The organism is Paraburkholderia sabiae (assembly GCF_030412785.1).
GTDB classification, from domain to species: domain Bacteria; phylum Pseudomonadota; class Gammaproteobacteria; order Burkholderiales; family Burkholderiaceae; genus Paraburkholderia; species Paraburkholderia sabiae.
The window spans coordinates 4667599-4689872 of sequence record NZ_CP125295.1 but is presented as its reverse complement, the minus strand read 5'-3'; the positions used below and the strand labels follow the sequence as shown (position 1 = coordinate 4689872).

Here is a 22274-nt window from a genome sequence, read left to right as displayed (position 1 = left end):
GTCTGTGCGCTTTGTGCCGCGCGGCTGCCAGCAGGCAGCCGACGCGGCGTCCGTCACTCAATTGCGCACATACGTTATGGATAAAGCGAACCAGGCCCTCACCAAGGTACCCGAAGTCACGCTCGCCTTCTGGATCATCAAGATCGCCGCCACCACGCTCGGCGAAACGGGCGGCGATGCCGCTTCGATGTCGATGAATCTGGGCTATCTGATCAGCACACTCATTTTCGCCGTCATCTTCATCGTTGCCGTGATCGCGCAGATCCGCGCCGAGCGCTTCAACCCCGTGCTGTACTGGGTCACGATCATCGCGACGACCACCGTCGGCACGACACTCGCCGATTTCGCCGACCGCTCGCTCGGCATCGGCTACGCAGGCGGCAGCGCGCTGCTGCTGTTCCTGCTGTTCACGTCGCTGTTCGTCTGGTATCGGACGATGGGTTCCGTCTCCGTGGCGACCGTTTCGTCCGCGAAAGCCGAGATGTTCTACTGGGTGACGATCATGTTTTCTCAGACGCTCGGCACCGCGCTCGGCGACTGGACAGCCGATACAGCCGGTCTCGGCTATGCAGGCGCGGCGCTGATCTTCGGCGGCCTGCTGCTTGCGCTCGTCATCGCGTATTACGCGACGCAGTTGCCGCGCACGCTGCTGTTCTGGGCGGCGTTCATCCTCACGCGACCGCTCGGCGCAGTGGTCGGCGATTTCCTCGACAAGCCGATCGCAAATGGCGGCCTCGCGATGAGCCGTTATGGCGCGTCGATTGCGCTCGTCGCGTTCATCGTCGTGTGCGGGACGCTCTTCCGGCAGCGGCCGGCGAAGGTTTCGCACTAGCAGATCGCCGCGCGACTACTGACCCGTCTTGCGCCCGTGCGAGCAATCGTCCGGGCGCACCTTGCTCCCGCGTTCTGCGACGGGCACCTTGCAGTTGTCGACGCGCTGGTCGTCGCTGGCCTTGTCGCCGAGTCGTTCTTTTAGCGTTTTGGGCTCGCTGGCGGCGGAGTCCTGCTTAGCGTCGGCCGCTGCCGCTTGCGACGACGCAACACCCAACATCGCGACAAGCGCGGCGGCCGCATATCTGATGGCAAATGTTGACGGCACGACCCGCTCTCCCGTCTCGACTATTGCCAGATATTAGTTCAAGCCGCTGTCTCCAACATTGCCTTCCCATTCATCGGCGTCCCGGTAAGGAAGCGCGCGCCGCGCGCGCATGTCGCGAACCCCTTCCTTTCGCGCAACCCTACGAAAAACAAGGGAATCACTTTCAAATGATAGTGATTCTCATTATAATCGCGCCCGCCGTTGGAACAATACTTCGTAAAATTTCGGAAGGTTCGCTCCGCGCGCTCACACGCTTGCAGAGCGAATCCGGCGCGGCGTCCTCCAGAACAAGAATCAGGGGAAACATGGCCTTCGCCGTTCGCCGGAGCATCGATACAGTCAGCCGGCTCAACTGTTTTGCGGCCGTCGCCGCCCTCGCCTTTCTCGCGTCGCCGGACTACGCATCGGCTCAGGACGAGGAAGCGCAACCCGCGAAACCCGCCGCATCGAACGCATCAGGCGACAAGCAGACCACGCTCGATTCGATCACCGTCTCCGGCGACTGGCTCGGCTCCGGCCTGCAGAACAGCGTCAAGACGTTTCCGGGCGCGCGCACGATCGTCGACAAACAGGAAATCGAAGCGAGCGGCGCGACCAGCATCGGCGACGTGATGCGCCGCGTGCCCGGCGTGCAGGTCACCGACAACTCCGGCACGGCGGGCAGCCAGATTTCGCTGAACATCGGCGTGCGCGGCTTGACGGGGCGCTACTCGCCGCGCTCGACGGTGCTGCTCGACGGCATTCCGATGGCCGTTGCACCTTACGGACAGCCGCAGCTGTCATTCGCGCCGATCAGCCTCGGCAACATCGAATCGATCGACGTCGTACGCAGCGGCGGCGCCGTGCGCTACGGCCCGCAGAACGTGGGCGGCGTGATCAACTTCCGCACGCGCGACATCCCGGACAAGAAGGGTCTGACAGCCGATGCCTCCGTGCGCGAAAACATCTACACAGCGGGCGGCGGCAGCAACACGCAATACAACACGTTCCTCGGCACGCAACTCGACAACGGCCTCGGCGTCGCGTTGCTGTACTCGGGGATGACGGGCCGCGACTGGCGCGACGGCAGCGACGAACGCGTCAACGACCTCGCGCTCAAATGGCGCTTCGAACTGACGCCGACTTCCGAGCTGTACGGCAAGTTCTCGTACTACGACGTGAAGTCGCGTACGCCGGGCGGCCTGACGGTTGCGCAATACAACCAGGATCCGTTCCAGAACACGCGTCCGACGGACTACTGGCAAGGCGAACGCAAAGCCGTCGAAGTCGGCTACATCAACACGTTCAACGCGAATCAGGAATTCGAAGTCCGCGCGTGGTACAACGAGGCCAACCGCACCAGCGCGCTCATCAACGCCGCGGGCACGCAGCTGCAGTACCAGCCGCGCAACTACAACACGACGGGCGTCGAGCCGCGCTTCACGCAACGCTTCACGCTCGGGCCGCTGCAACAGGACATCACTGTCGGCTATCGCTACATCCGCGAACGCGGCGACGACAACAGCTACAACCAGTCGATCGCCACGGGCATCATCGGCCCGACTGCCACCTTCGAAAATTCCACCGACGCGCACTCCGTCTACATCGACGACCGCTTTGCACTCGGCCGCTGGCGCCTGACGCCGGGCATCCGCTTCGAGCACATCGAATCGACGCGCCGCGACGACACGCTCAAGCAGACCTTCGACACGCTCAACAACAAGGCGCTGCCCGCCGTGAGCCTCGAGTATTTGTGGAACTCGTCGCTGACGCTGTTCACGGACTACAGCGAGTCGTTCGGTCCCGTGCAGAATCTGCAGCTGAACTCGCAGTCGGCGACGAATCCGTTGCAGCCTGAAGTCGCGAAGACTTTCGAAGTCGGCGCGCGCTGGACAAGCAAGCGCATTCACGCGGAAATCACCGCGTTCAACATGCGCTTCGACAACCAGATTCTTCAGGTGCCGGGCGTCGTGCCGCCGACGTTCCAGAACATCGGCGCGACGCATCACCAGGGTATCGAAACCGCGATCGACTACGCGTTCGACGAAGACAGCGTGCTGCGCGGCCTCGATGCCTACGCGAACTTCACGTACACGAAGGCGATCCAGGAATCGGGCGCAACGGCGGGTCTCGACGTGCCGTTCTATTCGCGCATCACCGACACGATGGGTCTGAAGTACGAAACGCACGGCTGGACCTTCAACCTGTCGACGACGCATCAGACCTCGCAGTACTCGGACCTGCAAAACACGGTCAACGAGAACGCGGCGGCGACGACGGGCCGTGTGCCGGGCTTTCGCACCTACAACTTCCAGGCCGACTGGCAGATTCCGAACTGGAAGGGCAGCAGCCTGACGCTCGGCGTGAACAACTTCACGGACAAGCGCTACTACACGCGCAACGTCGACGGCAATCCGGGCCGTATGGTCGGCGCGCCGCGCATGGTCTACGTGCAAGGCCACTTCATCTACTGATGATGCAAGCGTCAACGCCCGCCGCCAGAGCCGCCATGCCGCGCCTTCGACATTACTGGGTCGTCGCGCATCGCTGGTTTGCGCTGTCGGTTGGCTGGGTGCTCGCGCTGATGGGCATTACGGGCGCGCTGCTGATGATCGCCGCGCCGCTCGACGAACAACTGCATCCCCGGTTGTTTCGCGTCGCCGCGCCTTCTGAAAACGCCACGACGGTTACGCTCGAAAGCGTACGTCAGCATCTCGCCAGCGAGTTCGGGCCGCGCGCCGCGTTGACGTTTCATCCGCCGCGCTCCGCAGTGCAAAGCCTCGAAGTAACCGTGCGCGGCAAATGGCAAGGCGCCGTTTATATCGATCCGTACACGGGTCGCGAACTCGGGCGGCGTGGACAGACGGAAGGCTTTTTCAACGTGCTGTTCAAGCTGCATAGTTCGTTGCTGCTCGATCAGACGGGCAAGCCGCTGCTCGCATGCGTCGCGCTGTGCTATCTGCTGATGCTCGTGTCGGGCCTCGTGCTGTGGTGGCCGCGCGCGGGCATCAAGGCGTGGCGGATCGAATTGCGGCGCGGACGCACGCGCGCACTGTACGACCTGCATCGCGTCGGCGGCGCGACGCTCGGGTTCGTGATCGCGGTGTCGGTGTCGACGGGCGCGTATATGGCGTGGCGGCCGCTCGGCGGATGGATCACGGCGCTTGCCGGTTCGCATCCGATGCGCGCACCTTCACTGTCCGCGCCGCCTTCGCATTCAACGCCGATGCTTCCCGTCGATACGCTCGTCGCGCGCGCACACGACGCGTTCCCGAACGGCCAGATCAACATCGTCCAGATGCCCGCGAAAGCCGACACGCCGCTGCGCGTGCGCATGCGTCTGCCCGACGATCCGCATCCGAACGGCCTGACCTCCGTGTGGCTCGATCCGTACTCGGGCAACGTGCTCGCCGCGCAACGCTGGGATCAGCTCGATCCGGGCGCGCGGGCCGTGTCGGTGATTTATCCGCTGCATACGGGCGAAATCGGCGGACCGGCGCTGATGACCGTGCTCGGTATCGGCGGCCTCGCGCTGTTCGGTCTCGGCGTGACGGGCATCTGGCAGTGGTGGAGACGACGCAAGGCACGCCACGCGCGCAGCCGCTGATCCCGTTCGCTCGAACGGCCGCGCTGCCATAGCGCCAGAACTGCTTTGATTGTGATCTTTAATTGGTTCGCTTGCGCGACGGGCTTCGCTACATTCGAAGCCTGGATCACACGCGACCATAAGGACAATCGGTGGAACGCTTTTCGGGCTTGGCATTCTTCTCTCACCACACGCGCGCACTTCGCGACTTCCTGACGACGACGGCAGCCGCTCTCGCGCTGTGTTACTTCGGCACCACGCAAGCTCCGCGTTGAGCGGTGCGCACTAACGGCGCGATCTGCGCATCTTCACCCAACGACTTTCCGAACCATGAAAACAACCAGAACACTCCAGGTCGCTTTTCTCTCCGTTTTGCTGACCTTCGGCATCGTAAGCGCGCAACCCGCGCTCGCCGCCGATAAAACCGTGCGCGTCGGCATCATGTCCGGCGAAGACGAGGACGTGTGGCGCGCCGTCGCGGCCAACGCGGCGAAGCATGGCATCACGGTCAAGATCACGACGTTCTCCGACTACACGCAGCCGAACGAAGCGCTTGCGCAACACGATCTCGACGCGAATTCGTTCCAGCACAAGCCATATCTCGACGCGCAGATCGCCGCGCGCCATTACGACATCGTGCCCGTCGGCTTCACCTATGTGCAACCGATCGGCCTCTATTCGCGCAAGGTGAAGTCGGTCGCGGCGCTGCCGCAGAACGCGACCATCGGCGTGCCGAACGATCCGAGCAACGAAGGCCGCGCGCTGCTGCTGTTGCAGGCCAACGGGCTCATCAAGCTCCGCCCGGACGTCGGCCTGCTGCCGACTGCGCGCGATATCGCCGATAACCCGAAGCACGTGCAGATCAAGGAACTCGACGCGGGCATCGTCGGACGCGCGATCGGCGATCTCGATGCAGCCGTCGTCAACACCGACTGGGCGATCAAGGCGGGCATCCAGATTCCGCAGGAACGCATCGCGCAGGAGAAGGTGCCGGGCAATCCGTATCGCAACTTCATCGCCGTGAATTCGAAGGATGCGAAAGCGCCGTGGGTGAAGACGCTCGTCGACAGCTACCAGCAGGCCAATGTCGCTTCGTCGATCCTGACCGTCTATCACGGCGCGACGCTGCCGGCATGGGACGGCGCGCCGCAACACTAAGCGATACAGCCATGTCCAACGTCAAAACATTTCACGGCCGCCGCACCTTCCTGAAACAGTCGCTCGGCATCACTGCCGCAGCGTTGTCGAGCGCCGTCGTGCCCGCTTCGTTTGCGCAAGGGTCGGCGCGCACGTTACGTATCGGCAATCAGAAGGGTTATCTGAATCTGCTCAAGGGACGCGGCACGCTCGAAAAGCGGCTCGCGCCGCTGAACGTTTCCGTGAGCTGGACGGAATTCGCAGCGGGCCCCGTGCAGCTCGAAGCGCTGAACGTCGGCTCGATCGATTTCGGCGACGTCGGCGAAGCGCCGCCCATCTTCGCGCAGGCCGCGGGCGCGCCGCTCACGTACGTCGCGGCCACCGTGAAGCGGCCGCAATCCGAGGCCGTGCTCGTGCCGCCGCAATCGGCGATACGCAGCGTCGCGGACCTGAAGGGCAAGCGGATTGCGCTCAACAAAGGCAGCAACGTCCACTACTTTCTCGTCAAGCTGCTGCGTCAGCACGGCCTGCAATACAGCGACGTGCACCCGGTTTTCCTCGCGCCCGCCGACGCGCGCGCTGCGTTCGAACGCGCATCGATCGATGCGTGGGTGATCTGGGATCCGTTCTTCGCGGCGGCGGAGAAGTCGCTGGGTGCGCGCGTGATCGCGGATGCGAGCGGCGTGGTCGGCAATCGGGCGTACTACTTTTCGTCGCAGACGTATGCCGCGAAAAATCCTGACGTGATCCGCATCCTGATCGAAGAACTCGACAAGGTCGATCAGTGGGGCAAGCAGAACCGGGATCAGCTCGCGAGCGAACTGGCGCAACTGTGGGGCTTGCCGAAGCCCGTCGTCGATGTGGTCGTGGCGCGCCAGCAGTTCGGCACCGAGCCGATCACGCGCGCGATTCTCGCCGAACAGCAGCAGATCGCCGATACCTTCCTCGATCTTGGCCTGATTCCGAAGCACATCGACGTGTCGAAGGCCGCGCCTCCGAATCTTGCCTGACGACGCGCCGCGTGTCGCGCGGACCCGTTTCGCGAGTTGCCGTTACAATCCAGCACTTCGATCGTACACAGGCAAATCGCGCGATGAAATTCCTTTCTGCATCGACATTTGTGGCGGCTGCTGCAGCCGCGCTCGCAGTCACGAGCACGGCTGCGCTGGCGGCGACGCCCGGCAATGGCGACAACCTCAGTTGTGCAATCGGCTACGTGACGGGCGTCGGCGGCGCGGCCGACAGCATGCGCGAATATCTCGCGACGCCGGACCGCGACCGCTTTCGCTACGTCGCCGATCATCCGCTCCAGTGCCAGGTATCCGACGATGGACGCGCCAAGGGCTGCACCGGTGTCGACAATCTGCGCAACGAGAAAGTGAGCGTGTACGACGACATCGACAGCGCGACGATCGCCGTCGTCGCGCGCGTCGAACTCGAACACGGGCAGACCTATCCCGCCATCATCGTCGTGCAGAAGAAGGACGTGCGCTGCGACAACTGAAGCTCTATCACGAGGCCTTGTTCAACGCCGCTCCGATTTCCACCACCATCCGGTCGAGCAGCCCGTGCATCGGCGCGTAACTCGTGTGCACGAGATGCAGCCGGTCGTCGTACGTGGCTGCGCCGATCACCTGCTCGCCTGCGACACCCACTGCGACCGACGGTCCCCACACGGCGTCGAGCGCCAGTGACCCAAAACGCTTCGGCAGATCGACGACGCCCAGATTCGTGATCACGGCATCGTTGCCGAACGCCTGGGCGAACACCGCTTTCGCATCGGCCGCGCCGTTCACCGTGTCCAGCATCGCGTGCGCGCCCAGCACCTGCGCAGCGAGACGCTCGGGCGACTGGATATCGGCGAACGCCTGCGCCGCAAGACGCGCACGACTCCACAGATCGGCATCGCGCGAATGATCGTCGGGATGCACGACGCCGCTTGCGCACATCGCCAGATGATCGCTGCCGCCCAGCAGCCGACGCCGCAAATCGACGGGCGACAGCACGCGCATCGGTTGGCGCGGCGCATCGGCCGTCAGCGAGCACACAGCCTGCGTGAAAGCCGCGACCAGCGCCGACTGAACCGACGTGCGCTCAGCGCGTGCACGTTCACGCAGCTCGTGCGTCACTGCTGACGTCAGACATAACGCTTCGACATGCGGCCGCGATCCATCCGGTTCGCGCATGACAACCGGCTCGCGAACGGGCGCAGACGGCGCATCTACTGCCGCAGGCGCAGGCGCGTTCGTATCGGTCTGCGGCGCGCCATGCGTGACTTCGATCAGACGCTCGACGGCCATCGTTTCCTGACTGCGCACGAGCGGCTGCCCCGCCATCGCGCGCAACAGATCGCCGAGCAGCGCGGTCAACGACAGGCCATCGCCGATCGAATGATGCGCGACCAGCACGATGATCGAACGCACTTCGCCATGCAGCAGCGTGGCGCGCATCAACGGCGGATTGAGTTCGTCGAACGGTTGCGCGACTTGCGCGGCGGCTTCGTCCGTCCAGTGCGACGAACCGTACGGCTTCACCTGCAACGGCACCGCGCCGTGCGCAACGGGCGCGAACATCGGCACGCCGTCGCGATTGCGCTCGATTCGCGACCAGACGAGCGGCGAATGATGCGCGACGAGATCGAGCGCATCCTGCCATTGATCCACGCGCGTCTCGCCCGAAACCTCGCCTGCCATGACGAAATGATTCGGATGACTCTGGCTCAGCAGATAAAAGAACTTTTCCATTGCGCCCAACGCGCGCGCGGTGCGGGAGATGACGGGTTCAACTAAGGAATTCATGACGTCCTTCCATGTTTGATTGACGGTTGCATATCGAACAACACCCGGCCCGTTTCGCTTATTCCTTCGCGGCGGGATTTTTCGTTTGCACGATTTCGTCGAACGCGATCAGTAACACGCGGCGCTCGTAAATGGACGTGAGTTGCGAAGTGGAAGCGCGCGAAACGAAGCGAATGCAGCAATCTCTTTCGTCGAAAAAACACTGGAATAGACGGGCAATCACAGTCGTTCTGAAGGAAGGTCCTGATGCAGACGGACCCTTCATATCGACAGGAAGACCCTAGATCGATTGATTAGCCATCCTATTGAAACGCATGACAACGAATGAGGAAGCTGATGATGAACACGTATAGATCGCTGATTGCAATCGCACTCGCCGGCGCAGTGGCGGGCGGCCTCGCAGCCTGTGGTGGCGGCAGTGATAACGCGCCGCCGCCGCCCGCAAGCCCCTTCGTTTCGACCGCGCTGGTGTCGGACGGCAGCACGCCCGCCGCGCACACCGATCCGAATCTGCAGAATGGCTGGGGCGTCGCGTTCAATCCGAAGGGCACCTTCTGGGTGTCGGACAACACGACGCACAAATCGACGCTCTACGACGGCAATGGCGTCGTGCAATCGCTCGTCGTGACGATTCCCGACGGCCAGAACGGTCCCGCCGGCCCGACAGGCATCATCTTCAACTCGACGTCGGACTTCGTCATCAATAGCGGCGGCAACAGCAGCAGCGCCGTGTTCGTCTGGGCCACCGATGCCGGCACGATTGCGGCATGGTCGCCGAAAGTGCTGCCGACGCAAGCCGTCACCGCGTTCGACGACGCCAGCGGCGGCGCGATCTACAAGGGCCTGACAGCAGCATCTCTGAACGGTCAGAGCCTGCTCTACGCCGCCGATTTCCACAACGGCAAGATCGACGTGTTCAACTCGACGTTCCAGAAGATCCAGCTCGACGGCCAGTTCAAGGACCCGAGCGTGCCCGCCGGCTTCGCGCCGTTCGGCATTCAGGCGATCGGCAGCAACATCTTCGTCACCTACGCGAAGCAGAACGCGACGGCGAATGCGCAGGTGGTCGGCGCGGGACTCGGCGTGCTCGACGAATTCGATCTGAGCGGCCATCTCGTGAGGCAGTTCGCAATGGCGGGCGGCGTGCTGAATGCACCGTGGGGCATCGCGCAGGCGCCTGCGAACTTCGGTCCGTTGAGCAATGACCTGCTGGTCGGCAATTTCGGCGACGGCACGATCGAAGCCTTCGATCCGAACACCGCGAAGGATCTCGGCAAGCTCACGCTGCACGACGGCCAGCCGTTCACGCAGAAGGGCTTGTGGGGCATCAGCTTCGGCAACGACGTCGACAATCAACCGAAGAACACGCTGTTCTATGCGGCAGGTCCGAGCAAGACGACGGGCATGTTCGGGCGTATCGACGCGTCGGCGAACTGAACGCCGCAAAAAAGGCAATAAAAAAGGCCGCTCGAACGAGCGGCCTTCTCAATGCACGCGGACGCAAGCCCGCTCGCGGAATCAGTCGTCGAGTAACGACAGGTCGCGCACGGCACCCTTGTCCGCCGACATGACGAGCTTCGCGTACGCCTTCAGCGCGGCCGACACCTTGCGCGGACGCGGCTTCGCAGGCTTCCAGCCCTTCGCGTTCTGCTCTTCGCGGCGGCGTGCGAGTTCTTCGTCCGACAGCAGCACGTCGATCGTGCGGTTCGGAATGTCGATGCGGATCTTGTCCCCGTCGCGCACGAGGCCGATCGCGCCGCCCGCCGCCGCTTCCGGCGAGCAGTGACCGATCGACAGACCCGACGTGCCGCCCGAAAAGCGGCCGTCCGTCAGCAGTGCGCATGCCTTGCCGAGACCCTTCGACTTGATGTAGCTGGTGGGATAGAGCATTTCCTGCATGCCCGGACCGCCCTTCGGACCTTCGTAGCGGACGATCACGATATCGCCGGCCTTGACCTTGTCGTTGAGGATGTTCTCGACAGCTTCGTCCTGCGATTCCGTCACGTGCGCCGAGCCTTCGAACACGAGAATGCTTTCGTCGACGCCCGCCGTCTTCACGACGCAGCCGTCGCGCGCGATGTTGCCCGTCAGCACCGCAAGGCCGCCTTCCTTCGAGAAAGCGTGCTCGTACGAGCGGATACAGCCTTCGGCGCGGTCGAGATCGAGACTCGGCCAGCGCGTGTCCTGGCTGAACGCGACCTGCGTCGGAACGCCTGCGGGACCCGCCATGTAGAACGTCTTCACGGCCGCGTCATCCGTGAGCACGATGTCCCACTGATTCAACGCGTCGCCCAGGGTCGGCGCGTGCACCGTCGGCACGTCCGTATGCAGCTTGCCCGCACGCTCCAGCTCGCCGAGGATCGCCATGATGCCGCCCGCGCGATGCACGTCTTCGATGTGGTACTTGTTCGTGTTCGGCGCGACCTTGCACAGCTGCGGCACGCTGCGCGACAGACGGTCGATGTCCGTCATCGAAAAGTCGATGCCCGCTTCCTGCGCGATCGCCAGCAAATGCAGGATCGTGTTGGTCGAGCCGCCCATCGCGATGTCGAGCGTCATTGCGTTTTCGAACGCCTTGAAGCCCACCGAACGCGGCAGCACGCGCTCGTCTTCGTTCTCGTAGTACTGGCGCGCCAGTTCGACGATGCGGCTGCCCGCGCGCTTGAAAAGCTGCTCGCGGTCCGCGTGCGTCGCGACGACCGTGCCGTTGCCTGGCAGCGACAGGCCGAGCGCTTCCGTCAGGCAGTTCATCGAGTTGGCCGTGAACATGCCCGAGCACGAGCCGCACGTCGGGCACGCGGAGCGTTCCACTTCGGCGACGTCGGCGTCGGAGTAGGACTGGTCGGCGGCGATCACCATCGCGTCGACGAGGTCGAGCTTCTTGAACTCGATCGTGCCCGTCTTCGGATTCGCGAGGCGCGTCTTGCCTGCTTCCATCGGGCCGCCCGACACGAAGATCACGGGGATGTTCAGGCGCATCGCGGCCATCAGCATGCCGGGGGTGATCTTGTCGCAGTTCGAGATGCACACCATCGCGTCGGCGCAATGCGCGTTGACCATGTACTCGACGGAGTCCGCGATGATGTCGCGGCTCGGCAGCGAATACAGCATGCCGTCGTGGCCCATCGCGATGCCGTCGTCGACGGCGATGGTGTTGAATTCTTTCGCGACGCCGCCCGCTGCTTCGATTTCGCGCGCGACGAGCTGGCCGAGGTCTTTCAGGTGCACGTGACCCGGCACGAACTGGGTGAACGAGTTGACGACCGCGATAATCGGCTTGGAAAAGTCTTCGTCTTTCATGCCGGTAGCGCGCCACAGCGAGCGCGCCCCAGCCATGTTGCGGCCGGCGGTGGAGGTTTTGGAACGGTATGCGGGCATCGTGGTTGTGGGAGAGTTATCGCAGAGAGAAAGCGGGCCACGCGAATAAGGCCCCTCGTGCGCCCGTGCGAACAACCTCGTGAGTCGCGCCCTGGGCAAACCCGGCGATTATCCCACACAGCCTTTGGGTGTGTTGTAAACGCATAAAAGCGGCCGGCTGTATGCCGGCCGCTCTTTACCTCCGCCCGACGCGTGTGCGCTTAGGGTGCGTAATGAGTGAAGATGTAGTCGCGGTCTTTGACTCGCGCCGCGTGGCACGCGAAGCACGTCTGATGCTGCGCGAGATCGGCGGGCTGTCCATTGATGAAGCGCCCGTAACCCCAGCCGCCCGACGACGCATAGCGGCGCGAATCCTTCACCATGACCTGCACGGTCGTCGGCTGGCCCGGCACGGTCGCCGATTCGAAATCCGGCGACTGTTTGCGCTTGTACGCGAGCTTCACGAACGTCGCACCGTCGGGATACGGCAGCGTCGAGTTTTCGATCGCCTTCACGGCAGCGGGATTGCCGAGCACGACGCGCAGTTCGTCGAGGGGCGCGCCCTCTTCGGCCGGCGCGATCACCTGCCACTTGCGGTAGCCCTCGGGAATCGTGACGCCGTATATCGGCGACGCCGCTTTATTAACGGCCTGCGCAGGTTTGGCCGACTCGGCGATCGCCTGATCCGCCGACACGGCGCCGACCAGCAGCGCCGCGCTGAGGATGACATACGCGGTCCGGATGGCTCGCATTGAATGGCTCCTCATTCGTGCGTCAGAAACGCGCGACGTCGATGATCGCGTCGGCGAAGGCCTTCGGCGCCTCTTGCGGCAGGTTGTGCCCTATGCCGCCGCCGATGTTCCGGTGCGCGTACTTGCCCGTGAACTTCTTCGCGTACGCTTCCGGCTGCGGATGCGGCGCGCCGTTCGCGTCGCCTTCCATCGTGATGGTCGGCACGGCGATGGTCGGCGCCGTTGCGAGACGCTTTTCGATGTCGTCGTACTTCGCCTCGCCGCGCGACAGGCCGAGACGCCAGCGATAGTTGTCGATCACGACGGCGACGTGGTCCGGGTTGTTGAACGATTCGGCCGAGCGGTCGAAGGTCGCGTCCGAGAAATTCCACTTCGGCGACGCGAGTTGCCAGATCAGCTTGTTGAAGTCGTGGCGATTCGCGTCGTAACCGGCATAGCCGCGCTCGGTCGCAAAGTAGAACTGGTACCACCACGCGAATTCCGCTTTCGGCGGCAACGGCGCATGGTTCGCCGCCTGGCTGCCGATCAGATAGCCGCTCACCGACACCATCGCCTTGACGCGTTCCGGCCACAGCGCGGCGACGATGTTCACCGTGCGCGCGCCCCAGTCGAAGCCGCCCAGAATCGCCTTGTCGATCTTCAGCGCGTCCATCAGCGCGATCAGATCGACAGCGATCACGGCCTGCTGGCCGTTGCGCGGCGTATCCGACGAAAGAAAGCGCGTGCTGCCGTAGCCGCGCAGATACGGCACGATCACGCGATAACCCGCTGCGACGAGCAGCGGCGTCACTTCGGCATAGCTATAGATGTCGTACGGCCAGCCGTGCACCAGAATCACAACCGGTCCGTTTTGCGGACCCGCTTCCGCGTAGCCGATGTTCAGCGTGCCCGCATTGATCTGCTTGATCTCCGCGTACGAACCGACGCTCGACACCGTCTTCGTGGTTTGGGCCTGCGCGAGTTCGCTCAGGCCCATCTGCAGCAGGCCGATGCCCGCAACGGTCGTCCCAAGCAGACGACGGCGCCGAGTGTTGATCTGATCCGACATGGTGAGTTTCCTTAGGTACGGTTGCTTAAGTGACATCTGCGCGCGCTTGCGGGAGACGCAATCGGCTGGCATGGATGTATTAAACACGTCGGACGTATCTGCGTTGTGTCCGCAGTGTCTGCGATTGAGTCGGTATGTATCAGATGGCGGCGCAGATACATTGGGATACAAAAAGGGCCGCGAAAACGCGGCCCTTTTCTTTCAGCGGGAAATTGACGGATGCGAACGTTCGCGCTACTGCTTCGCCTTGTTCGCTTCGTCGGAATCGTAGGTAACGTAGAGCTTGGTGTAGCCCCTGGTATCGAACTGTCCCGTCCAGCCTTTGGGAAGCGTGACGCCTTCGCCCGTATTCACGACCATCACCTTACCGTCCGACGACGTCAGCTTCACGCTGCCCGACAGAAAATACAGAAACTCGGTATACGGCAGCCCCTGCGGGCCCTTGATCTCTTCGTGCAACGGGCCCGACTTGTAGACACCCGTCTGATACGCGTTATCCGGCGACGTGTACGTGACGGCGTCGCTGCTTCGATGGCCGTTTTCATCCTTCGTGACGGCATCTTTGCGATTGAATATCGCGCCCGCCAGATCGGCTTTCGACACCTTGACGGGTTGGATCGTTTCCGCGTGCAAACCCGTCGATGCGATTGCACCCGTCAAGACGGCTGCCGCGAATAGAGCCTTATACATCGATGATTTTCCTTATGACTGACTATGACTGAACCTCAACGCCCGCAAAGCGGAAGTCCGATGGCGACACGCCGTATTGACGCCTGAAAAGTCGGCTGAAATGCGCGGCAGTCGTGAAGCCGCACTGCCAGCCGATTTCCTGAATCGAACTGCTGCGGGTTGCGCCCGCGCGCAGCAGCAGCGCCGCGCGCTCGAGCCGCGCCTGCCACACGTAACGCATCAGCGAGATGCCCTTCGTGCGAAACAGACGCTGCAGATGTTGCGACGACACGTGCACGCCGCCCGCAATCGCAGCGACGTCGAGTGCAGTATCGCCGAGATGTGTGTCGATGTAACGCTTCGCCTGATGAATCAACGCTTCGGGACATCGCCGTTTCGAACGCGCGCCCGGATCGATCATCGAAAATTCGATGAGTTCGAGCAACTGCTCGCCCATCATGTTCCGCGCGATCGCACTCGGCGCAGTGGACTGACTTGCAATGCACTGAATCAGGTCGCAGGTTGCGCGCACGTCGGGCGAGCGCGGATCGCCCACCAGCGGCCCAGCACCCGAATGATGCACGCCGCGCTCGCGCAGGCTCGCTTTCGGAACACGCAGCACCGTCATCCGTGCGCGGTCCGGGAAGCTTTCCGCGAACGGATAGACGGGGTCGATGATAAACATGCTGCCCGCGTCGAAACGTTGCACGAGGCCGCGCCATTGCACGTGCACATGCCCCGCCGTCACGAGCTTGACGAACGTCCAGCCGCCTTGCCACGACGGCCACGCTTCATCGACGGGCGACAGCGTCTGCACTGCGAGGTCGGCAAGCGACACGCCGACTTCGCCCAGCTTCCAGCTCTTCACCGTCGAATCGGCCGACTGCTGCGCGTCGAAAGCGCAACGCAGGCCGTGACTGTTGAGCATCACATCCGACCATCGCTCGCCCGCACTCAGGCCGGAATCGAAAGTCATTTCGTGCGTGTCGAAATGCATGAAAACGCCTCATGAATCTGAAACGGACAGGCACGGCACGCGCGATTACGCGTTACCCTGCTGCCGTCGGCATGAACACTGCCTTGGTTTCGAGGTAGGCCTCCAGTCCCTCGCGACCGCCCTCGCGGCCGACTCCTGATAATTTGTAGCCGCCGAACGGCACATTGGCCGCCAGCTCGACGCCGTTCACGCCGATGTTGCCGGCGCGCATGCGGCACGCTAGCGCGTAGGCCTGCTCCGGATCGCGGCCATACACCGAGCCGCTCAAGCCATACGGCGTATCGTTCGCAATGCGCACGGCGTCGTCGATGTTGTCGTAAGGAAGAATCGACACGACGGGTCCGAAGATTTCTTCCTGCGCGATGGTCATGTCCGGCGCGACGTCGGCAAATACCGTGGGCTCGACGAAATAGCCCTTGTCGAAGCCTACGTTGCCGCTTCCGCCCAACGCGAGCCGCGCGCCTTCTTTCACGCCGCGATCGATATAAGCACGCACGCGATCGCGCTGCACCGCATTGAGGAGCGGCCCGATGCGCGTATCGGCATCGTGCGGATCGCCCACCTTCAGCTTCGACACAATCTCAGCGTACGCGCTCACCACTTCGTCATGCCGCGCGCGTGGCGCAAGAATGCGCGTCTGCGCGAAGCAGATCTGCCCTGAAAACGGCATCGTGAACGGCGTCAACGCGGCCAGCGCCGAAGACAGATCGACATCGTCGAGCAGGATCGCTGCCGACTTGCCGCCGAGTTCGAGCGTCACGCGCGCCATTCTGTCGACGGCCGCGCGCGCGATCCATTGGCCTGTTGCCACGCTGCCCGTGAAGCTGATCTTGTCGACGTCACGCGACTGCACCAGTTGCGCACCTTCGTCGCGGCCCGCCGTGATGACATTCAGCACACCAGGCGGAAGGCTCGCAGCGGCCGCACATTCGGCGATGATCAGCGCATCCAGCGGACTCTCAACCGGCGATTTCACCACGACCGTGCAGCCCGCCGCCAGCGCCGCAGCAATCTTCTGCGACACGATCGGGAACGTCGCATTCCACGGCGCGATCAACGCGGCGACGCCGACAGGCTCGCGGCGCACGCGCGCATGTCCGCGCCGCGTCGGCCGCGCGTCCTCGAATTCATAGGTCTTCGCCAGTTCCGAAAAGAACTCGAAGCGCGTAATGCCGACGGGCAGCAGCCCGTTTGCAAAGGTGATCGGCGCGCCCACCTGCTCCGTCCACAACTGCGCAAGCAGCGGTAGCCGCAGCCGGATTTCCTCCGTCAAACGCTGCAAATACACACTGCGCTCCGCGCCCGACATCTTCGGCCACGGACCGCTATCGAATGCGCGGCGCGCGGCTGCTATCGCACGTTCGACATCCGTGGCGTCCGCGAGCGGAACCGACATGAACGGCTTTTCCGTCGCCGGAGAAACGAGAACATGGCGCGCGCCGGAATGGCTTGCAACCCATTCGCCATCGATGAAAAACCGCTCGCGAACGTTCGACGACAGTGCAGTGGAGTACTCGATCATAGTCATCCCGCCAAAAAGTCTTCTACAGAGAAAAGGTGTGATCTTTCAGTGTAGTGATTCGACTCTTTCGGGAATTGTCCAGAGCGGTTCGACGCTTGTCCAAAACGCGCTTTATGAAAACGTCCCTTTATAGCGCATTCGACGCGCCGGAATATGTCTGAATGTATCTGGCGCAGCGCGGGAAACAAATCGTTTCAAAGCGATGTCGCCGAGTACTTTGCGCAAGCGACGCTGCAGATTGACCGCGCGAAATGCGCGTCACAGACAAGACAAACGCGCCCCATGGACAAGGCATCCGGTGCATTGAAGCGATACAGTATGAGGCTCCTTGCGCTACCCACAGCAGGGACGTTTTCTGTTCAGCTTCACGATTGCGATGCAGTGTATCGATCTCCCACTCGTTCTGCCAGCCATGCTTCCGCGGCTCTGGTCATTTGCATTAAGGCTAGCCGAAAACGAATGCAAAGCGGAAGCACTGGTTCAGCAGGCTTGCATGCGCGCACTCGAAAACGAAAACAAGCTTGCACGCGATGCTTCGCCGCTGCACGGCATGTTCTCCATCATCTATTCGCTATGGCGTGACGATTCGCGTGGCCGCATGCAGCGTCATTGCGTCCATGCGGCCTCGAGCGTCATGTGCAGCGATGCGAAATTCGATCCAGCTACGCGAATGAATGAAGTGATCGGACACGCAATCAGTGCGATCGAACAGCTCACGCGAACACAGCGTATCGCGATGCTGCTGGTCAATGCGGAAGGTCTCGACTACGAAGAAGCCGCCGGCGTGCTCGGCGTCGATGTCTCCGTCGTCGTCGAACGATTGTGCACGGCACGCAAGGTTATCGGCGCATCGTGCGCGGCACGACAGATCGGCACACACCGGCACATGCGCGCGGAATAGATCCGTCTAGCGAAGTGTTGTCGAATCAGGCATCCGAAATTTCGCATCGGATAGAGCCGGACAAAGGCCCTGCTCAACTCTCTCTTTCAACCGGAATACGACGATGCGCGTATTCCGTTACTGTCCTGATCGAACATGTCATCCTTCTCGAGAATGCTGCTGGTGTACGACGATAGTGCCGAAGCGCAAGCTGCGTTGAATCGTTGCTCACAACTTTCACTGGCGTTGTCGGCACACGTCGACGTCGTTTCCGTCGTGGATTCGGTGACGGCGAATGTGTCCTGTGCGGGCATGCTGTCGGACCTCGCGTGCAGCAGCATTGAAGAACATGCTCGACACGCGCTCGACACAGCAGTAGAACATCTCGCGAATCAGGGCGTCACCGCATACGGCCATCTCAAGTACGGACGCCCCGCCGATGTGATTTCACTGCACGTGGCCGCCTTTCACGCCGATATCGTGGTGATCGGCCATCGCGTGCAAAGAGGATTCGCGCGCTGGTGGGGCGAGCGCCCCGTTCATCTGGATCTTGCCGAACGCCTGCGCGGCTCGACGATCGTGACGGTGACGCCGCCGCTTGTGTAGTACGGCATGCCGGGCGGCAACGAAAGCCGCCCGGCATGCACAACGGGAAGTTCAAACGATCGGATCGACGGGCGAAACCGGCACGCCGCGCGCCTCGATCGCTTCGCCCGCGAGCAGACACAAGTCTTCGCGGAAATGCGCGGCAACGATCTGCACGCCGACGGGCACACCGTTCACCAGTTGCGTCGTCACGGCGAGCCCCGGCAAACCCATCGCGGGCAGCGCGCGCATCGTGAGTTGCGCATCCCATACGCGCTCGAAGCCTTCCGGTCCGCGCTGATCGAGATCGTCGGGAAACGGCAGTTCGCCGGAGACGGGCATCAGCACGACAGCATACTGATCGAGGAACAGACGCCACTGACGCACCAGCGTGGTACGTCGCACCAGCGACCGGCTGATCACATCGGCGGGCAGATCCTTCACCTTCAGACGCGCCGCCGCAACGACGGCAGCCGCGCCAGGATCGCCGTCACGCGCGACATTGTCGGCGAGCGCGTCGAAGCCGTCGCCGAGCCATAGACGCTCCTGCAATTGCCCCGCTTCCTGCAGCGAAGGCACGTCGTCGATCTGTTCGACGCTCCAGCCTGCATCGACGAGCCGCCGTGCCGCATCGTGCAGCGCGTCCTCGACTTCCTTAGCGATCTGCATGCCGCCCGGACGCAGGCACAGCGCTGCGCGCAACGGCACCGCGCGCCCTTCGAGCGGCATCGGCATGTACCACGGATCGCGCAGATCGGGCGCAGCCATCGCGAGCAGACCGAGGCGCAGATCTTCGATCGTGCGTCCGATCGGTCCCGTCGCCGACATCAGCTGCGCGCCGATCGGACGTTCGGGCGATGACGCGTTAAAGGCGGGCACGCGTCCGAAGCTCGGCCGCAGTCCATGCACGCCGCAAGCGTAAGCCGGATAGCGGATCGAGCCGCCGATGTCGGTGCCGAGTGCAAGCTGTCCGATGCCCGCGGCGACGGCCGCCGCCGCGCCGCCCGACGATCCGCCCGGCGTCAGCGACGCGTCGCGCGGATTGAGCGTGCGGCCATGCACCTGATTCGACGTGAACCAGCGCAACGCAAAGGTCGGCGAATTGCTGCGGCCGAGCAGCACGGCGCCCGCTTTCGACAGATTGTCGACGGCAGGGCTGCTCGCTTCGGCCATCAGGTTTTCTTGCAGACGCGTGCCGTTCGTCGTCGGAAAGCCGGCCTGGTCCGTGTTGATTTTCACGGTGACGGGCACGCCCGCGAGCGGCCCCGGATCTTCGCCGCGTGCGATCGCGCGATCGATGTCGTCGGCCTGCTGGAGCACCCACTCCGGCTTGTGCGCGACGACCGCGTTGATGACGGGATTCACCGCGTCGAGACGTGCGAGTGCGGAGCGCGCCGCGTCGCGCGCGGAGACTTCGCGCGATCGGACGCGCCTCGCAAGTTCAGCCGCGGACAAACGCCATAGTTCGCTCATGTTGTCCTCGATAGGAATTCGGACTGTCAATGATGCCGCTCAAGCAACGGACACATCGGCTTCGGCGTGCCCGTCGACGGTCGCGGCGAGGATCATCTGATGCTGGTTGGACGGTACATGGAAGTCGTGCGCGCGCGGCCGAAACACGGCGTCGCCACGGCTGATCGCGCGGCCCGTCAGCGCGCACACGGCAGCATCGCGCGCCAGGCCGCTGCGCCATATCTGCTCGGTGTATCGGCCGGTGCACGGATCGCTCCACGATACGCTGATCGTGCACGACGAGAGCCTTTCCTGCACGACGATATGCGCGGGCTTCGGCTGCACTTCGCGCACTTCGGATGCGGGCGTCGGTATCGTGACGCGCAGTTTCTTCAGCGCTGCATAGCGGTTTTTCGTGCACGCGTTGCGCTGTTCCGCCGAGGGATCCAGCACATTCAGCAGCGTGCGCAGCACGATATTGTGTTCGGATAGTTCGGATAGCGCGTTCATCGACTTATCTCCCGTCACTGTCGCGGCTATAGCGTGAAAACGTGATTGGTTCGGCTGGCGCTCTCGCGCGTTTTGCATGAGAGCGCCATCGCGGGTCGTGCAGCGATCAGCCGCCGCCTTGCTCGCGCAGCGTCAGCTTGCTGGTGACGGACGTCACGCCGTGCACCTGCTTCGCCGTATCGACGGCGAGATGATCCTGGTCTTCGCTCGTGATCTGGCCGGCCAGCGTGACGGCGCCCGTCTTCGCGTTGCCGAACACGGTGATCGACGCGTCTTCCAGACCCTTCGTCTTCGAGATCGACTTCTGCACGGTCTTGGAGAATGCGCGATTAGCCGCGCGAATCTGCTTCTTCGACGTGCCGGCTTGCGCGGCAGGTTTGGTCGTCGCGGCTGCGTCCGTTGCCGATGCTGCGGAATCCGCAGCGAAGACGGGTGCGCACGAGAATGCGACCGCTGCGGCGAGGCCGCTTCCGATCAGAAATTGGCGGAGTTTCATTGTCTTGTCCTTGTCGTTGTGAAAACTGAGCTGCAGGCCGCCAGATGATCTGACTCCGACGCCTGCCGATAATTAGAAACGCGCAATGTATCGTCTGTGTTTCCTCGACGTATCCAAATGTATCGGGCTGACGGTTGCATTGCGGCTTCGCTCATTGCGCCGTTTCAGCCAGCGCAATCAGAGGCGATGTTAGCGCCGCCACAATCTGACGTCAGCGATGGTGTAGCGCGCGGCGGATCCACGTTTCGAGCTCCGCTGCGACGATGGGTTTTTCGATCAGGCATAGCGCCGCGCCCGCCTGCACGCGCTCGCGAATGCGAACCGTGGCGAAGGCAGTGATGTAGATGGTGGGAATGAGGAGGCTCTCGCGTTCGAGCGCGTCCAGCAACGCGATGCCGTCCATCTCGGGCATCTGCACATCGCAGACGAGGCAACGCGTGCGTTCGAGCGTATCGGAAGCGAGAAACTCCGGAGCGGATGCGAAAACCCGCGCGTCCCATCCGAACGATCGCACCAGACTGCTGGTCGCGGCGCGCACGAGGGGATCGTCGTCGACGATGGAGACTAGCTCGTTATTGTGCAGGGACAAGGACACTCTCGCTGATGACGAGGCAAGCGAATGAGCGGATCCCAAGCTTGCCCGGCAGCTTCAGGATAGAGCGCGACCTGCCGCGCCGCCATCATATGATCGTATATGTCGCGCCTGCATCCCGCAAAAAAAACGCGCCGTTAGCGCGGCACGTGCACGATCCCGAGCGCTTCCATTTTGCGCATCAGTTCGGCGACCGAGCGCGCGCTCATCTTGCGCATCGCCTGGCCTCGATGAATCTTCGCGGTGATCTCCGCGATGCCCATGTTCGCGGCGATCTGCTTGTTCAACAGCCCCGTTGCGACATGCTGCAGCACTTCGCGTTCGCGCGGCGTGAGCGACTCCCAGGCCGTGCGCATCGCGTGCAGCGAACGATCCGATGCGAGCCGCCGCTCGTCGCGTTCGAGCGCGGCGATGACGGCGTCGATCATGTCCTGATCGCGGAACGGCTTGGCGAGAAAATCCATCGCGCCCGCCTTCATCGCTTTTACCGACATCGCGATGTCGCCATAGCCCGTCATGAAGATGATGGGCATATGCAGCCGTCCGTCTTCGATCAGCGTCTGCTGCAACGCGAGTCCGCTCTGCCCGCGCAGCCGCACGTCGAGCACGAGGCACGAGGGAATGGCAGGCTTGTCGGCGGCGAGAAAATCTTCCGTCGACACAAACGTGCGGACATCGATACCGATCGAGCGCAGCAGCCCCGACAGCGCGCCACGCACGAGTTCATCGTCGTCGACGACATACACGAGGCGGGCATCGGAATCAGAGGAAGCTGTCTGGAAAGGCGTGGATTTGGACATCGTTGCTGTTGATGT

General features: G+C 63.0%; 22 protein-coding genes. 9 read left to right on the top strand and 13 right to left on the bottom strand.

The features are described from left to right. Positions 1–76: 76 nt before the first annotated feature. Positions 77–832: a COG4705 family protein gene (locus QEN71_RS21140; protein ID WP_201657141.1), complete on the top strand. Its 756-nt coding sequence runs from the start codon at positions 77–79 to the stop codon at positions 830–832. 15 nt (positions 833–847) lie between these two features. Here the strand turns inward: QEN71_RS21140 and QEN71_RS21135 are convergent, their stop codons facing one another. Next, entirely contained in the window at positions 848–1099 is a 252-nt protein-coding gene (locus QEN71_RS21135) for a hypothetical protein (RefSeq protein ID WP_201657138.1), read from the bottom strand. A gap of 305 nt (positions 1100–1404) precedes the next feature. On the opposite strand from QEN71_RS21135, the gene QEN71_RS21130 reads away from it, so the two are divergent. From QEN71_RS21130 to QEN71_RS21110, 5 genes are all read left to right on the top strand, one after another. Continuing rightward, on the top strand, positions 1405–3552 hold the full coding sequence (locus QEN71_RS21130) for a TonB-dependent receptor family protein (protein ID WP_201657135.1): 2148 nt from the start codon (positions 1405–1407) through the stop codon (positions 3550–3552). Between the two features lie 35 nt (positions 3553–3587). Beyond that, on the top strand, positions 3588–4685 hold the full coding sequence (locus tag QEN71_RS21125) for a PepSY-associated TM helix domain-containing protein (protein ID WP_201657132.1): 1098 nt from the start codon (positions 3588–3590) through the stop codon (positions 4683–4685). Between the two features lie 309 nt (positions 4686–4994). After that, on the top strand, positions 4995–5822 hold the full coding sequence (locus tag QEN71_RS21120) for a MetQ/NlpA family lipoprotein (RefSeq protein WP_201657129.1): 828 nt from the start codon (positions 4995–4997) through the stop codon (positions 5820–5822). Between the two features lie 11 nt (positions 5823–5833). After that, a complete protein-coding gene (locus QEN71_RS21115) occupies positions 5834–6811 on the top strand; it encodes a sulfonate ABC transporter substrate-binding protein (protein WP_201657126.1) in 978 nt (325 codons plus the stop codon). A gap of 83 nt (positions 6812–6894) precedes the next feature. Continuing rightward, positions 6895–7305 (top strand): hypothetical protein, encoded by a 411-nt coding sequence (locus QEN71_RS21110; protein ID WP_201657123.1) that lies wholly within the window; start codon positions 6895–6897, stop codon positions 7303–7305. Between the two features lie 7 nt (positions 7306–7312). Here the strand turns inward: QEN71_RS21110 and QEN71_RS21105 are convergent, their stop codons facing one another. After that, positions 7313–8599 (bottom strand): phthiocerol/phthiodiolone dimycocerosyl transferase family protein, encoded by a 1287-nt coding sequence (locus QEN71_RS21105; RefSeq protein ID WP_233472037.1) that lies wholly within the window; start codon positions 8597–8599, stop codon positions 7313–7315. A gap of 336 nt (positions 8600–8935) precedes the next feature. On the opposite strand from QEN71_RS21105, the gene QEN71_RS21100 reads away from it, so the two are divergent. Beyond that, complete coding sequence (locus QEN71_RS21100) at positions 8936–10036, top strand: TIGR03118 family protein (protein WP_307792576.1); 1101 nt, start codon at positions 8936–8938, stop codon at positions 10034–10036. 81 nt (positions 10037–10117) lie between these two features. Here QEN71_RS21100 and ilvD read toward each other — a convergent pair whose 3' ends face one another. From ilvD to QEN71_RS21070, 6 genes are all read right to left on the bottom strand, one after another. Then, positions 10118–11977 (bottom strand): dihydroxy-acid dehydratase, encoded by a 1860-nt coding sequence (gene ilvD, locus QEN71_RS21095; protein WP_201657120.1) that lies wholly within the window; start codon positions 11975–11977, stop codon positions 10118–10120. A gap of 200 nt (positions 11978–12177) precedes the next feature. Next, positions 12178–12708 carry a cytochrome P460 family protein gene (locus QEN71_RS21090; protein WP_201657117.1) on the bottom strand — a complete coding sequence of 177 codons (531 nt, stop codon included), beginning with the start codon at positions 12706–12708 and terminating at the stop codon, positions 12178–12180. Between the two features lie 22 nt (positions 12709–12730). Next, positions 12731–13756 (bottom strand): alpha/beta fold hydrolase, encoded by a 1026-nt coding sequence (locus QEN71_RS21085; protein ID WP_201657114.1) that lies wholly within the window; start codon positions 13754–13756, stop codon positions 12731–12733. A 234-nt stretch (positions 13757–13990) separates the two neighbouring features. Further along, the gene (locus QEN71_RS21080; protein WP_201657111.1) at positions 13991–14446 is read right to left on the bottom strand and encodes a cupin domain-containing protein; all 456 of its coding nucleotides are present in this window, start codon (positions 14444–14446) and stop codon (positions 13991–13993) included. Positions 14447–14468: 22 nt separating this feature from the next. Next, positions 14469–15422 carry an AraC family transcriptional regulator gene (locus QEN71_RS21075; RefSeq protein WP_201657108.1) on the bottom strand — a complete coding sequence of 318 codons (954 nt, stop codon included), beginning with the start codon at positions 15420–15422 and terminating at the stop codon, positions 14469–14471. Positions 15423–15474: 52 nt separating this feature from the next. After that, complete coding sequence (locus QEN71_RS21070; RefSeq protein ID WP_201657105.1) at positions 15475–16944, bottom strand: aldehyde dehydrogenase; 1470 nt, start codon at positions 16942–16944, stop codon at positions 15475–15477. 493 nt (positions 16945–17437) lie between these two features. Here QEN71_RS21070 and QEN71_RS21065 point away from each other — a divergent pair, with 493 nt between their 5' ends. Then, entirely contained in the window at positions 17438–17845 is a 408-nt protein-coding gene (locus QEN71_RS21065) for a sigma factor-like helix-turn-helix DNA-binding protein (RefSeq protein ID WP_201657102.1), read from the top strand. 135 nt (positions 17846–17980) lie between these two features. Next, the gene (locus tag QEN71_RS21060; protein ID WP_233472036.1) at positions 17981–18430 is read left to right on the top strand and encodes a universal stress protein; all 450 of its coding nucleotides are present in this window, start codon (positions 17981–17983) and stop codon (positions 18428–18430) included. Positions 18431–18481: 51 nt separating this feature from the next. Here QEN71_RS21060 and QEN71_RS21055 read toward each other — a convergent pair whose 3' ends face one another. The 5 genes from QEN71_RS21055 to QEN71_RS21035 form a co-directional block, all read right to left on the bottom strand. Next, positions 18482–19882 (bottom strand): amidase family protein, encoded by a 1401-nt coding sequence (locus QEN71_RS21055; protein WP_201657100.1) that lies wholly within the window; start codon positions 19880–19882, stop codon positions 18482–18484. Between the two features lie 39 nt (positions 19883–19921). Further along, entirely contained in the window at positions 19922–20371 is a 450-nt protein-coding gene (locus QEN71_RS21050; RefSeq protein WP_201657097.1) for a DUF3331 domain-containing protein, read from the bottom strand. 106 nt (positions 20372–20477) lie between these two features. Beyond that, positions 20478–20867 (bottom strand): BON domain-containing protein, encoded by a 390-nt coding sequence (locus QEN71_RS21045; RefSeq protein WP_201657094.1) that lies wholly within the window; start codon positions 20865–20867, stop codon positions 20478–20480. Positions 20868–21078: 211 nt separating this feature from the next. Continuing rightward, positions 21079–21456, bottom strand: coding sequence for a response regulator transcription factor (locus QEN71_RS21040; RefSeq protein WP_201657091.1), 378 nt, complete (start codon positions 21454–21456; stop codon positions 21079–21081). A gap of 140 nt (positions 21457–21596) precedes the next feature. Further along, positions 21597–22259 carry a response regulator transcription factor gene (locus tag QEN71_RS21035; protein WP_201657088.1) on the bottom strand — a complete coding sequence of 221 codons (663 nt, stop codon included), beginning with the start codon at positions 22257–22259 and terminating at the stop codon, positions 21597–21599. Positions 22260–22274: the final 15 nt, after the last annotated feature.

Excerpts from the sequence above, each read along its gene's own strand:
- QEN71_RS21140 (WP_201657141.1), top strand. The coding sequence starts at position 77 with ATGGATAAAGCGAACCAGGCCCTCACCAAGGTACCCGAAGTCACGCTC.
- QEN71_RS21130 (WP_201657135.1), top strand. The coding sequence starts at position 1,405 with ATGGCCTTCGCCGTTCGCCGGAGCATCGATACAGTCAGCCGGCTCAAC.
- QEN71_RS21125 (WP_201657132.1), top strand. The coding sequence starts at position 3,588 with ATGCCGCGCCTTCGACATTACTGGGTCGTCGCGCATCGCTGGTTTGCG.
- QEN71_RS21120 (WP_201657129.1), top strand. The coding sequence starts at position 4,995 with ATGAAAACAACCAGAACACTCCAGGTCGCTTTTCTCTCCGTTTTGCTG.
- QEN71_RS21115 (WP_201657126.1), top strand. The coding sequence starts at position 5,834 with ATGTCCAACGTCAAAACATTTCACGGCCGCCGCACCTTCCTGAAACAG.
- QEN71_RS21110 (WP_201657123.1), top strand. The coding sequence starts at position 6,895 with ATGAAATTCCTTTCTGCATCGACATTTGTGGCGGCTGCTGCAGCCGCG.
- QEN71_RS21105 (WP_233472037.1), bottom strand. The coding sequence starts at position 8,599 with ATGAATTCCTTAGTTGAACCCGTCATCTCCCGCACCGCGCGCGCGTTG.
- QEN71_RS21100 (WP_307792576.1), top strand. The coding sequence starts at position 8,936 with ATGATGAACACGTATAGATCGCTGATTGCAATCGCACTCGCCGGCGCA.
- ilvD (WP_201657120.1), bottom strand. The coding sequence starts at position 11,977 with ATGCCCGCATACCGTTCCAAAACCTCCACCGCCGGCCGCAACATGGCT.
- QEN71_RS21090 (WP_201657117.1), bottom strand. The coding sequence starts at position 12,708 with ATGCGAGCCATCCGGACCGCGTATGTCATCCTCAGCGCGGCGCTGCTG.
- QEN71_RS21085 (WP_201657114.1), bottom strand. The coding sequence starts at position 13,756 with ATGTCGGATCAGATCAACACTCGGCGCCGTCGTCTGCTTGGGACGACC.
- QEN71_RS21080 (WP_201657111.1), bottom strand. The coding sequence starts at position 14,446 with ATGTATAAGGCTCTATTCGCGGCAGCCGTCTTGACGGGTGCAATCGCA.
- QEN71_RS21075 (WP_201657108.1), bottom strand. The coding sequence starts at position 15,422 with ATGCATTTCGACACGCACGAAATGACTTTCGATTCCGGCCTGAGTGCG.
- QEN71_RS21070 (WP_201657105.1), bottom strand. The coding sequence starts at position 16,944 with ATGATCGAGTACTCCACTGCACTGTCGTCGAACGTTCGCGAGCGGTTT.
- QEN71_RS21065 (WP_201657102.1), top strand. The coding sequence starts at position 17,438 with ATGCGCGCACTCGAAAACGAAAACAAGCTTGCACGCGATGCTTCGCCG.
- QEN71_RS21060 (WP_233472036.1), top strand. The coding sequence starts at position 17,981 with ATGTCATCCTTCTCGAGAATGCTGCTGGTGTACGACGATAGTGCCGAA.
- QEN71_RS21055 (WP_201657100.1), bottom strand. The coding sequence starts at position 19,882 with ATGAGCGAACTATGGCGTTTGTCCGCGGCTGAACTTGCGAGGCGCGTC.
- QEN71_RS21050 (WP_201657097.1), bottom strand. The coding sequence starts at position 20,371 with ATGAACGCGCTATCCGAACTATCCGAACACAATATCGTGCTGCGCACG.
- QEN71_RS21045 (WP_201657094.1), bottom strand. The coding sequence starts at position 20,867 with ATGAAACTCCGCCAATTTCTGATCGGAAGCGGCCTCGCCGCAGCGGTC.
- QEN71_RS21035 (WP_201657088.1), bottom strand. The coding sequence starts at position 22,259 with ATGTCCAAATCCACGCCTTTCCAGACAGCTTCCTCTGATTCCGATGCC.